The organism is Pantoea sp. B623, assembly GCF_024814475.1.
Lineage (GTDB): Bacteria > Pseudomonadota > Gammaproteobacteria > Enterobacterales > Enterobacteriaceae > Pantoea > Pantoea ananatis.
Map to the genome: position 1 here is coordinate 159,372 of NZ_JANUXM010000004.1, position 11,652 is coordinate 171,023.

Genomic DNA, 11,652 nt, shown 5'->3' on the forward strand with positions numbered 1-11,652 from the left:
TTAAGCCTGGCACAGATGTGATATTTGTCACATTCAAATGCTTATTTAATCCGTACTGGCAGATGAAAACAGGCTTTATGGCGAGGGTTTTCCGACGATATTGCAGATAAGCGCAGCGGAAGTAGCAGAGTATGTTGATTTTTCCTTAAGGGGGAGCGCCATCAGGCCAAAAAGAGCGCATCCTCTTTCCTGGCGACACGCACAGGTGAAGGCTAACGCATTGAATAAAAGGCGCTTATGGCATGAAAGAAGAGGGGAGATCATTGCATATGATAAAGGAAGACAATCAGGTGTGGGAAAGCGAAGGTAAATGTTTGTACAAATGTTTCTGGGATGTTACTCTGAGTGTCCCGGCCAGCATCACTTTATAGTTTGTGAAGTCTGGCCGGAAAGTTTTTCCCTGGTGTTGGCTGTTTCAGCGACCTGGCCTTGCAGGTCAGGTTTTTTTTTACCGCTAAACAACTGAACCCATTGTAACCTCTGGCTGAATCATTGTAAGTTATTCTTAAGTATTATCTTACCTGTACTAAAGTGCAGGTTATGTCATCGTTAAGTAAAAGAAGCAGCATGGAGCCTGAATGTTTTCTTTTTTTCTTGAAAATCAAACAATAACGGATACGCTTCAGACTTACATACAGAGAAAGTTATCTTCGTTTGGCAGTCCTGAGTACGCTTACACTGTTGTGAGCAAAAAAAATCCTTCAAATGTTCTGATTATTTCCAGTTATCCTGACGAATGGGTTAGGTTATACCGCGCCAATAATTTTCAGTTAACCGATCCGGTTATCCTTACCGCCTTTAAACGCACCTCACCCTTTGCCTGGGACGAGAACATCACTTTGATGTCCGATCTCCGGTTTACCAAAATTTTCTCATTATCGAAGCAATACAACATCGTTAATGGCTTTACCTACGTGCTCCACGACCATATGAACAACCTGGCGTTGCTATCGGTCATCATTAAAGGCAACGACCAGGCCGCACTGGAACAGCGTCTTGCCTCAGAGCAGGGCACGATGCAGATGTTGCTGATCGATTTTAATGAGCAGATGTATCGACTGGCTGGCGCAGAAGCGGAAAGAGCACCGACGGTGAATCAAAACGCCGATAAAACCATCTTTTCTTCGCGTGAGAATGAAGTGTTGTATTGGGCGAGTATGGGGAAAACCTACTCTGAGATTGCCGCCATTACCGGTATTTCTGTCAGCACTGTAAAATTTCACATCAAAAATGTGGTGGTTAAACTGGGCGTCAGTAACGCCCGACAGGCTATCAGACTGGGTGTTGAGTTAGATCTTATCAGACCGGCAGCGTCAGCGGCCAGGTAGTTACGGCGACGGGCGCGCAGCCCGTACGTGCAACAATATCCCCACCCAACTGCTGTTTATCGGCTTCCCCGGCTGGCAGCGTCAGCAGATAAATACGCTCTTTTTCCGTCAGAAAAGCTTCTTTGACCACGCTGATTTGCCATCCGGACCGTTTCAGTATTTTCAGCATTGCCCGGCTGACTATCGTGTAGATATGCGTATAAGCATTGTTCTGCGCCCAGTTAACCATGGCTAAAAACAGTACCTGGCTGACAGGATAGTGCTCACCCAGCAGTTCGCGCGCGCGGGCTTTATCAACAAAAAAACGGCTGGACTCGGTGCCGTAAGCGGGCAGGGGAACGTCGTCAAAACAGTGACGAAAGGTGTGGGTAATCATATTGGGGCGATCCAGGCAGGTAAAGCGGACACTGCACACTAACTGCCCTTCGCAGATACCCAGAATATAACGCGTCCCTGGGCCATCAAACTCATCCGACTCCATGCCCTGACTGCACACGACTTCCCATCCCAGGCGGTCGCTAAAAGTTTTTTTTCTGAGCTTATAAAGTTCTTCTGAACGTGTGGTTTGCAGCTCTTCATAACTGACGTCAAACAGTTCAAGCATTCCATTTCCTCTAAAAGTTACTGCAGCCCTCACGGCTATCCTGTACTGATTTTACTAACTTTTCACTCTGACGTTCAGCTAAATAACATTTATTCATCTGAAAATAGGGCTGCTCAGTCGTTCAGTGGGCAGGATAACGCATCTCGGGCGGTAAAATTCTCCCTGAAGAGATATTATTTGCCATAACGCAACAGAAAACAATACAAATAGTAACAAGGCTGTACTATTTCAAGCGTGCATATTCGCCATGTCATAGCGATTTTATATGAGAACATTACAGGCTTATAACAAAGTAACCCCACCTGGTGTCAAAAATATTTCGTCAAAAATGTATTGATCGATAAGTTATCAATATGCACTGCATCACAAACCCGCAAAAAAACTAAATATCATAAATTGGCTGTTAATTTCTGGAATTGTTGCTACTCCTCCAGACTACTAATACTTGAGCCTGGCCTGCCTGTACAGGCAGAGCGTGGAAAGCTGACTGAACAGGTTTTTCACCTAATTATAAGGCTCATAACAATGACTATATCCTCTGTATCCTCTGTGCTCACGACAAAAGATAAAATGGGTTACGGCATCGGTGATGCCGCCAGTTCAATGGTGTGGCAAACCGCCACCTTGTTTCTCGCCTACTTTTACACAGATGTGTTTGGGTTACCGGCCGCCATTATGGGGACGATGTTTTTGGTGGTTCGTCTGGCCGATGCCTTTGTCGATCCCTGTATTGGCGCGCTGGTCGATCGCACCCGAACGAAGCACGGTCGTTTTCGGCCCTGGCTGATGTGGTTTGCGATTCCGTTTGGCGTCAGTTGTCTCATTACCTTTTATGTTCCGGATGTCGGCCCCACGGTGAAGATCGTCTATGCCTGTGTCACTTACACGATTCTCAGCTTTATTTACTCTGCGGTAAACGTCCCTTACTGCGCCATGCCCGGTGCACTGACGCTCGATCCCCGCGAACGCCATTCTTTGCAATCCTGGCGGTTTGCCTGCGCGTTTATCGGCGGGCTGGTGGTGACCGTCATCGGGCTGCCGCTGGTGGATCTGTTAGGTCAGGGTGACAAGGCAAAAGGCTACCTTTTTGCCATGGGCTTCATGGGGTTCTTAGGGGTGGTTTTAATCTACTGCTGCTTCTTTATGACCCGGGAACGTTATTTACCCCGCAGTGACAGCGCAAACTCGATGTGGTCCGACCTCAAGGCGCTGAGTAAAAACAGCCAGTGGTGCATCATTGTTATTTTTAACATCCTGCTGCTCACGGCGGTGGTAACCCGTGGCTCCTCCACCATTTATTACATGAACTACGTTTTATTGCGTCCTGACCTCGTATTCACTTTTATAATTACCGGCATGATAGCGGCATTGTGCGGGGCCTTTTTTTCAGAGCGGTTATTGGGAAAATTTGATCGCGTGCGCACTTATCAGATTTGCCTTGCCAGTTTTGTTTTTTTTGTCACCACGATTTATTTTATTCCGCCTTCTCAGGTCTGGCTGATCATTGCCGTGAATATTGTTTTTGGTTTTGTTCAGAACCTGACCACGCCCATTCAATGGAACATGTTCTCGGATGTGGTGGACTTTGAAGAACAGCGCAGCGGAAGACGACTGGACGGCCTCGTATTTTCAACGGCGCTGTTTGCCATCAAATTTGGCCTTGCCATGGGCGGGGCTGTCGTGGGCTGGATTCTGGGACTGGTTCATTACCAGCCCGGCGTGGCCGCACAAACACCTCGCGTCATCACCACCATCAACCTGATGCACAACATTATTCCCGGCGTTCTGTTTACCTGCATGTTGCTACTGCTTTTTCTCTACAAACTGAACAGCGCGCGGGTGAATGCTATCGCCCTTGAGCTGGCTGCGAAGCGCGCCGCTGAAGAGAAAATGGACGCCAGCAAGACTATCTGAAATCTGCATAAAGGAGTGAAACATGACTGCAATCTATAAGGATCCTCATCGTCCGGTCGCTGAACGCGTCGCGGATCTGCTGCCGCGCATGACGACGGAAGAAAAGTTCGCGCAGATGCATGCTTACTGGCTCATTCTGGATGAAGAGGGCAATCACCAGGAACGCACAGATTTAAGCGATGAGTTTACTGGCGTCAGTGCCCAGACATCACTGAAAGAAAGATTAACCCGCGGTATAGGTCAGATTACCCGTCCGCTGGGAACGCATATCGTTGACGCGCTGACTGGCGTCCGGGCGGCGAATCGCCTGCAGCGCGACGTGACTGAAGGCTCACGCCTGGGCATCCCGGCGCTGCTGCATGAAGAGTGCCTGGTCGGTTTGCTCTGCAAAGGCGCCACGTTGTTTCCCTCATCGCTCAACTATGGATCGACCTGGGATCCTGAACTCATCAGGCGGGCGGCACAGCGGATTGGCACAGAGGCGCGTTCTGTTGGCTGTAAGCAGGGGCTGGCGCCGGTACTGGATGTGTCCCGCGATGTCCGCTGGGGCCGGACAGAAGAAACCTTCGGGGAAGATCCCTGGCTGGTGGGCGTCATGGCCACCGCCTACGTCGAGGGCCTGCAGGGTGACACGCGCGATCTGTTAGCCACGCTGAAGCACTACGTCGGCCACTCATTCAGTGAGGGCGCCCGTAATCACGCGCCGGTACACCTGGGTTTCAGCGAGTTAAACGATATCTTCTTACTGCCGTTTGAAATGGCGGTCAAGCTGGCGAATGCGGGTTCAGTCATGCCGGCATACCATGACATCGATAATCAACCCGGCCACAGCGATCGTTTTTTATTGACGGAGGTCTTGCGGGAGCAGTGGGGATTCGACGGCATTGTCGTCGCTGACTACGGCGGCGTCAGCCTGCTTCATCAGCATCATGGCGTGGCGCAGGATGCGGCAGAATCTGCCGCGCTGGCTTTTAACGCCGGGCTGGACGTCGAACTGCCCAAAGATGACTGCGCTCGCCATCTGGCGGACGCCGTATCACGTAATCTGCTGTCGATGGAGAAGGTGGATGAAATTGTTGGCCGCATCTTAACCGAAAAGTTTCGTCTGGGCCTGTTCGAGCAGCCCTACATTAATGAAGAGACGATTTCACTGCAGGACGAGGAAACCCGTCAGGTCGCCCGGGAGGTTGCCACGCGGTCGATCACGCTACTGGAAAATAACGGCATTCTGCCGCTGCAACAAGCCAGTCGCGTTGGGGTTGTGGGCCCCTGTGCAGACGATCCACTTGCGCTACTGAGTGGCTACAGTTTTCCTGTTCACCTGATCATTAGCGATATGCTGGAGGAAACCTCGCAGGTAACGACGCCGCTCGCCGCCCTGCGCCATACGCTGGGGCAGCAAAACGTCAGCTATGCCAAAGGCTGCCATATTATTGAGAAACGCGCGGCAGGCGCTCCCGTTTTCCCCGGAGACAGCGGGGCGAAACCTGTGCAGCAGTCGCCTGTTTCACAGGATACGCATCTGATTGCGGAGGCGGTTCGCGTGGCACAAGAAAGCGATGTCGTTGTTGCCTGCGTAGGCGATCTGGCGGGCCTGTTCCAGAGCGGCACCGTAGGAGAAGGTTCTGATACCGACAGCCTGAATCTGCCAGGCGTGCAGCAGTTATTGCTGGAGGCCCTTGTGGACACCGGAAAACCGGTGATCGTGGTCATGACCGGTGGGCGACCTTATAACCTGCAGGGCCTGGAGAACAAGGTCGCCGCCTTTCTGCTGGCCTGGGCACCGGGACAGGAGGGCGGCTGGGCGATAGCGGATATCCTCACCGGCCGCGCAGAGCCGCAGGGCCGCCTGGTGGTGAGCGTTCCGAAGAACGTCGGTGCGATGCCGTTCTATTACAACCACAAACTGAAAAGCGGCGGCACGCCAATCGCCTTCCATTTTGGCGCACGCTATCCGTTTGGCTACGGTCTGAGCGGGACAACGTTTAGTTGGGGGACGCTCCAGTCCGAGCAGGACAGCGTCGCTATTGACGGCGAAATCCGCCTCAGAATGACGCTAACCAATAGCGGCCAACGGCAGGGCAGTGAAGTGGTTCAGCTTTATATCCGGGACAAGGTCGCCAGCATGGTGCGCCCGCTCCAGGAGCTCAAAGCTTTTCAGCGCGTCACGTTACAACCGGGTGAAACGGCTGAGCTGTGCTTTACGCTTCCCGTTGATATGCTTAACTTTACCCGTCGCGATGGCAAGCGCATTGTTGAGCCGGGCGAGTTTGAACTCCAGGTCGGATCGTCCTGTCGCGATATTCATGGCGTCAGCACGGTAACGGTAAGAGGCGAAACGCGTGTTCTGCCTTGCCACTGGCGCATGTTAAGCGACTGCAAGGTCAATATCATCTGATGCCTTAACCCTGTCCATTGAGAGATGGACAGGGGCAACCCTTGCGTTTTTGCAGCGTGAAGATCAGCGCGCTGCGCTTAACGCTTTCGTCAGATAATGACGTTGCATGCCCGGTTGAGGGAAATCCGTTAACGACATCTGCCGGGCATAACCCTGCTTCTGGTAGAAGGGAAGTGCCTGGAAACTAAAGGTATCCACCAGGGCACTGTGGCAACCCGCCGTGACAGCATCCTGTTCGGCTGCATGAACCAACTGCTGGCCAAGGCCTGAACCGCGCACGGATTCACTCACCCAGAGAAACTCAATACAAAGCCAGTGCCCTTTTTGGCTACCAATCAGTCCGCCCAGCAATTTTCCCTGCGGATCACGACAAAATACCGCCAGCGGCCCCCATGTCGAAGTATCGATGAACGCGTTGTTATAGGCGCGCAGCCCGGCCAGTAAATCCTGCTTATCGTTCTCGGTGTAAGACCGCGTGACGGCCAGAGGAAAGTTACATTTGGTCATTATACCTCCAAAATATCCGCTATCGGGGATAATTAAGTTATCAGGCGAAAGAGCAGCAAGTCTGATAATATCCTCTAACGGGGATAAATCCTCACCTATCAGGGAGCATACAGCATGATTTACAGTCCCCGCCAGTTGGCGAATCAGGTCAGGCTATTGCGGCAGCAAAACGGCTGGACCCAGGTCGAACTGGCGAAAAAAGTGGGCCTGAAACAGGCAACCCTGTCTCACTTCGAAAATGCCCCGGATACAACCTCACTGGCAACGTTGTTCAAAATCTTACAGGCGCTCGATCTTGCTCTGTCGCTTCATGAAAACAGCGCATCCTCAGCCCCGGCTGAGGATGCCTGGTAATGGCAAAGCTCATTGCCTGGATAAACGGCGAGCGTACGGGAACGCTGACGCTGCATCACAACGGCGCGCTGCATTTCCAGTATGACGCCAACTGGCTTCAGCATCCGCTTGCCAGACCTCTCTCGCTTTCGTTGCCCTTACAGCGCGCCGCGATGCATTCTGAGAAAGTCGTGCACTTTTTCGAAAACCTTCTCTTTCCCAGTGCTTTGATCGAAAAGGATTTTTACCCCACTCACCCGATAAAATCCTGTGAGGTGTTTGCAGCATTGCAGAAAGTGGGACACACATTGCCCGGGGCGCTCAGTCTGCTGCCGGCAAAGCGGCAGCCCGTCGCGCCGGACCAGGCAACGCAAAGCATCTTCACCCCCGCCGATGAGGCACAGCAGTTCGATATCGATAATGCGTATCTGTGTCTGTCCCTGGCCCGGGAGCTGACTATCCCGGTGCCGGATGCCGTGTTAGTTCATGAGAACGGCATCCGTAAATTGAGAACAGAACGATACGATCGCCGTTGGCGTCACGACGGACAACACCTTTATCATCTTCCTGAAGAAGACGTGTGTCAGGCGCTCGGCGTGCCGCTCTCTGGCCGCGATGAGCAGCAGGGCGGTCCGGGAATTGATGACATCATGGCCTTGCTGATGGGCTCAAGCTCCGCCATGAAAGACCGTGAGGATCTGATGCGCTGTCTGGTATTTCAGTGGCTGACGGGCATCACGCGCGTCAACGCTAAACATCTTTCGCTGCTGATTGCTCGCGGTGGCAGCTTCCGGCTCGCGCCTTTTAAGCATCTTCTTTCCGCCTGCCCGGGCCTTTCTCTGCGCACAACAGACAGACGGGATTTCCAGCTGGGGATAGGCCTGACAGGCCCTGAGGGCAAACAGCATCACATTGACGCGATTGGGCCCGCGCATTTTCTTGCCCTTGCGGGGAGCGTGGGGTTCAGTCAGGCAGCGATGCGGCAGATACTGGCGGCCTTTATTCCGGGCTTGCCTGCCGCGATTATTAAGGTGCGGGACAGCCTGCCCGATGATTATCCCCTGACGCTCGCCGATGCGGTTTTCAGCCACGCAATGATGATGCTGGAAAGGGTGCGCCAGGCGATCTGAGGTTAATGGCCTTCTGGTGCCCGGCGCCAGGGTTTTACTGCAATGTCAGGGTTTTACTGCAACATAGTTAAGATGGCCGACTACGCCGCCTTTGCCGCCATCCCGGGGATGATTATTGCCATCGGTGACGGGCACGGAGGCGAAATCGAAAGGCGAAACGCCCGTCAGACAGGCGGCATTCACGCCGTACTGTTCAGGATTGGACCGGCTTTGATGAAACGTGTAGATGCCACAAATGGAACAGAAGTAGTGGACTGCCTCACCCGAATTAAAACGGTACTCGCTTAGCGTCTCTTTGCCTTTCACCACCTCAAGCCCCGAGACGGGCGCAAACACCACGACCGCGCCGCGCATACGGCAGAAAGAGCAGTTACAGCGCCGGGCCGTGTTCAGGCCATCCAGCAGTTTTACGTTAAACGCTACAGCGCCACAGTGGCACTGAGCCGATGTCGCATCAGACATGATTTGCTCCTTTTTTCATCCTGCAACCTCTGGGGAGGTGACAGGGATGAAGCGTTGGTGGCACAGGTAAAACAGGGGATCCCGGCTGGTATTGTGACGGGTTAAGGTCAAAGACACCAGACGGGATCCCGCAGCCTACAGATTTTTCTTCAGCATCCTGCGTTTGGTGCGCTGATGAGGGCCGTTCTGCAAGTCAGCGTTGAGTTCAACGGGCACTATTGACGGGATAACGCGGCAGGCGGTACTTGCGCCACAGCGGCGCCTGCTGTCCCGTTATGCCTGTATGAGCATACATTTTGCCTGGCAAAGCCTGACGAGATCCAGGAGACGCGTGAAGAAGGCCGTTACAACGGGTGGTGAAAGGGTGCAGAACGCGAGCGGGGAACACGCGGGCATCCTGACAAAAGAAAACGGCAGAGCCCGTGACGCGCTCTGCCGCAAACGCCCTTATCAGAACTCTTTTTGCCCGCCCAGTTCGATCACCCGGTTAGCCGGGATTCTGAACTGCTCATGTGCGCGTAGTGCATTGCGCTGGAAGAAGTGGAAGATAACGCCTTTGGCATGGGCCAGACCGCGGCGCTTTTTCATCACCAGCGTGTCGTGCGAGGTAAAAAACGACGCTTCATTTAACGTACAGCCAAAGCCTTCCAGCCCACAAAGATGCAGGACATCCTGCATCGACGGACGCTCATGCCAGCCATAGGTGGCCGTCACCTGCCAGAACGACGGGGACATCTGGCGCAACGCAATGCGCTGCTGATTGTGTACGCGGGGCAGATCGACCGTTTTGATATGCAGTAAGACAGTGCGCTCATGCAGTACCCGGTTATGTTTCAGGTTATGCAGCAGCGCCTGCGGAATTTCATACTCTTTACGCGTCAGGAAGATAGCCGTTCCCCCCACCCGCATCGGCGGAGAGGCTTCCAGGGAGCTAATCAGTGCTTTCAGCCGCACCGGATCGTCAGTGAGACGGCGGATAAGCCGGGAACGCTCACTGCTCCAGATAAGCATCAGCACCAGCATGGTCATCGCCAGCAGCACCGGCACCCAGCCGCCAGACAGGAGTTTCATCAGATTGGCGGCAAACAGCGGCACATCAATTAACAGCATGCAGAGCAGAAAAACCAACGCCACCGGCAATGGCCACTTCCAGTTTTTAAACGCCACAATACCGGCCAGACAGGCCGTCAGCACCATCGTGCCCGTCACCACGATACCGTAAGCGGATGAGAGCGCTGAGGACTGGCGGAAAGCCAGGATGACGACAGTTACCGCCGCAAACAGCAGCCAGTTTACGACCGGGATGTAGATTTGTCCTGATTCCGTAGCAGACGTAAAGATCACTCGCATCGGCGGCAGAAACCCCTGGCGAATGGCCTGATGCGTCAGCGTGTAAACGCCGCTGATGATTGACTGGGCAGCAATGACCGTGGCCAGGGTTGACAGGACAATCAGCGGGATCTGTGCCCAGACGGGCGCGAGAATATAAAACGGATTTTGCACCGCGCTGGGTTCGGCAAGCACCAAGGCGCCCTGACCAAAATAGTTCAGCACCAGAGCGGGCAGGGCAATGATCAACCAGGCCAGCCTGATAGGGGTTTTGCCCAGATGTCCCATATCCGCATACAGGGCTTCAGCACCGGTGACGGCCAGCACCACCATGCCGAGCGCGGCAAATGACAGGGCTTCATGATGAAGCAAAAAGGTCAGGGCAAAGGCCGGATTGAGCGCATGTAAAACGTGCGGATTCATGGCGATGCCGCGCACACCGAGTATCGCCAGGGTAATAAACCACACCAGCATGATCGGGCCAAAAACTCGGCTGACGCGCTCGGTGCCGTGCTTCTGGATCACAAAGAGTACCGCCAGTATGACCATGGCCAGCGGCACAATAAAGCGATCCAGCGCCGGGGCCACGACTTCAATCCCCTCAACGGCGGAAAGCACCGAGATTGCCGGGGTGATAATGCCGTCACCGTAAAAGAAGGCTCCTCCTGTGAGGCCTGCCAGTACGATGATGCGGCTGAGCCGCGCGCCGACATTTTGCCGGGCCAGGGACATCAACGTCAGTATTCCGCCTTCGCCATCATGATCTGCACGCATGATAAAGATGACGTATTTCACCGTCACAATCAGCGTCAGTCCCCAGAATATCAGAGAAAGAAACCCCATGACCGCCTCTTCGGTCACCGCCCCAGAGGGAAGAATAGACAGACACTCTTTTAAGGTATAGAGCGGGCTGGTGCCGATATCACCAAATACGATCCCCGCTGCCGCCAGCATGCCTGCAGGAAGAGACTGTTTTTCAGACTGCGCCATTTAATATCCTGTTTTGCTTCACGTAACTATCCACCTTCGCCGGAAAGGTTATCCGGTCAGCGATCAGCACGAGATTACGCGGTTTAGCGTGAGTTAGGGAGTAGGTGGTTAAGTTATGAACTGCATTTTTACAGGTTTGTACCTTTTTTTTACGACATTTTTACACGACTGTCGATTAACTCAGCAGTTATTTCGCGCGAGAAGTGGCGTAAATCCGCCGTCACGACCAGGCTGTTTAAAACCGGTTTAGTCAGCGTGTTGCATTAAGCCAAATTATGTCTTTTGCTTTGTCAGCCATGCCGACCCGCGGCGTGAATGCGGCGAATGACAAGGCTGTGTCGCGGCGGATACAGGGAAGCCAGCGCTATGCGGGTTTTTAACGCCCGGCCCGAACGAATGGAGAAGAACGTCCCGGCGTTAACAAAAAAAATAAAAAAATTTTTAAAATAGTCCTTACTTATGATTAATTCGTTCGCATTTGTTGCAGCGTTAATTTATTTCAAAAACGGCGGCATTAAACAACGGCGCAGCCGGTATATTCAGGCACAATTTTAAGCTGGCCTTAAGCGAAATTTTATTAATTAAACGCGCGCGCCATTTTGAATAAAGATTATTTCCCTCCTCTTAAATAAAAATTGACTTTCCTCCATCCATTAA

General features: G+C 53.0%; 9 protein-coding genes. 5 read left to right on the plus strand and 4 right to left on the minus strand.

The window, feature by feature from the left end; all coding sequences use genetic code 11:
- Positions 1-578 precede the first annotated feature (578 nt).
- A complete protein-coding gene (locus NXS97_RS02590) occupies positions 579-1,328 on the plus strand; it encodes a LuxR family transcriptional regulator (RefSeq protein WP_013025833.1) in 750 nt (249 codons plus the stop codon).
- On the opposite strand, the gene NXS97_RS02595 is transcribed toward NXS97_RS02590, so the two are convergent.
- A complete protein-coding gene (locus NXS97_RS02595) occupies positions 1,300-1,932 on the minus strand; it encodes an acyl-homoserine-lactone synthase (RefSeq protein ID WP_014593759.1) in 633 nt (210 codons plus the stop codon). The two genes, NXS97_RS02590 and NXS97_RS02595, sit on opposite strands and share 29 nt — an antisense overlap.
- Positions 1,933-2,457: 525 nt before the next feature.
- On the opposite strand from NXS97_RS02595, the gene NXS97_RS02600 reads away from it, so the two are divergent.
- Both NXS97_RS02600 and NXS97_RS02605 read left to right on the plus strand, forming a co-directional pair.
- Complete coding sequence (locus tag NXS97_RS02600; RefSeq protein WP_014593758.1) at positions 2,458-3,846, plus strand: MFS transporter; 1,389 nt, start codon at positions 2,458-2,460, stop codon at positions 3,844-3,846.
- A 22-nt stretch (positions 3,847-3,868) separates the two neighbouring features.
- Positions 3,869-6,244, plus strand: coding sequence for a glycoside hydrolase family 3 N-terminal domain-containing protein (locus tag NXS97_RS02605; protein WP_116219748.1), 2,376 nt, complete (start codon positions 3,869-3,871; stop codon positions 6,242-6,244).
- Positions 6,245-6,307: 63 nt separating this feature from the next.
- Here the strand turns inward: NXS97_RS02605 and NXS97_RS02610 are convergent, their stop codons facing one another.
- Entirely contained in the window at positions 6,308-6,751 is a 444-nt protein-coding gene (locus NXS97_RS02610; RefSeq protein ID WP_013025829.1) for a GNAT family N-acetyltransferase, read from the minus strand.
- A 114-nt stretch (positions 6,752-6,865) separates the two neighbouring features.
- Here NXS97_RS02610 and hipB point away from each other — a divergent pair, with 114 nt between their 5' ends.
- Both hipB and NXS97_RS02620 read left to right on the plus strand, forming a co-directional pair.
- Complete coding sequence (gene hipB / locus NXS97_RS02615) at positions 6,866-7,105, plus strand: type II toxin-antitoxin system antitoxin HipB (RefSeq protein ID WP_013025828.1); 240 nt, start codon at positions 6,866-6,868, stop codon at positions 7,103-7,105.
- Complete coding sequence (locus NXS97_RS02620; protein ID WP_116219747.1) at positions 7,105-8,214, plus strand: HipA domain-containing protein; 1,110 nt, start codon at positions 7,105-7,107, stop codon at positions 8,212-8,214. Before hipB ends, NXS97_RS02620 begins: the two co-directional genes overlap by 1 nt.
- 45 nt (positions 8,215-8,259) lie before the next feature.
- Here the strand turns inward: NXS97_RS02620 and NXS97_RS02625 are convergent, their stop codons facing one another.
- A complete protein-coding gene (locus NXS97_RS02625) occupies positions 8,260-8,676 on the minus strand; it encodes a GFA family protein (RefSeq protein ID WP_014605803.1) in 417 nt (138 codons plus the stop codon).
- 450 nt (positions 8,677-9,126) lie between these two features.
- The gene (kup, locus tag NXS97_RS02630; RefSeq protein WP_013025825.1) at positions 9,127-10,995 is read right to left on the minus strand and encodes a low affinity potassium transporter Kup; all 1,869 of its coding nucleotides are present in this window, start codon (positions 10,993-10,995) and stop codon (positions 9,127-9,129) included.
- Positions 10,996-11,652 lie beyond the last annotated feature (657 nt).

Bases quoted from the DNA above. Each gene is read 5' to 3' on its own strand.
- NXS97_RS02590 (WP_013025833.1), top strand. From the start codon at position 579: ATGTTTTCTTTTTTTCTTGAAAATCAAACAATAACGGATACGCTTCAG.
- NXS97_RS02595 (WP_014593759.1), bottom strand. From the start codon at position 1,932: ATGCTTGAACTGTTTGACGTCAGTTATGAAGAGCTGCAAACCACACGT.
- NXS97_RS02600 (WP_014593758.1), top strand. From the start codon at position 2,458: ATGACTATATCCTCTGTATCCTCTGTGCTCACGACAAAAGATAAAATG.
- NXS97_RS02605 (WP_116219748.1), top strand. From the start codon at position 3,869: ATGACTGCAATCTATAAGGATCCTCATCGTCCGGTCGCTGAACGCGTC.
- NXS97_RS02610 (WP_013025829.1), bottom strand. From the start codon at position 6,751: ATGACCAAATGTAACTTTCCTCTGGCCGTCACGCGGTCTTACACCGAG.
- hipB (WP_013025828.1), top strand. From the start codon at position 6,866: ATGATTTACAGTCCCCGCCAGTTGGCGAATCAGGTCAGGCTATTGCGG.
- NXS97_RS02620 (WP_116219747.1), top strand. From the start codon at position 7,105: ATGGCAAAGCTCATTGCCTGGATAAACGGCGAGCGTACGGGAACGCTG.
- NXS97_RS02625 (WP_014605803.1), bottom strand. From the start codon at position 8,676: ATGTCTGATGCGACATCGGCTCAGTGCCACTGTGGCGCTGTAGCGTTT.
- kup (WP_013025825.1), bottom strand. From the start codon at position 10,995: ATGGCGCAGTCTGAAAAACAGTCTCTTCCTGCAGGCATGCTGGCGGCA.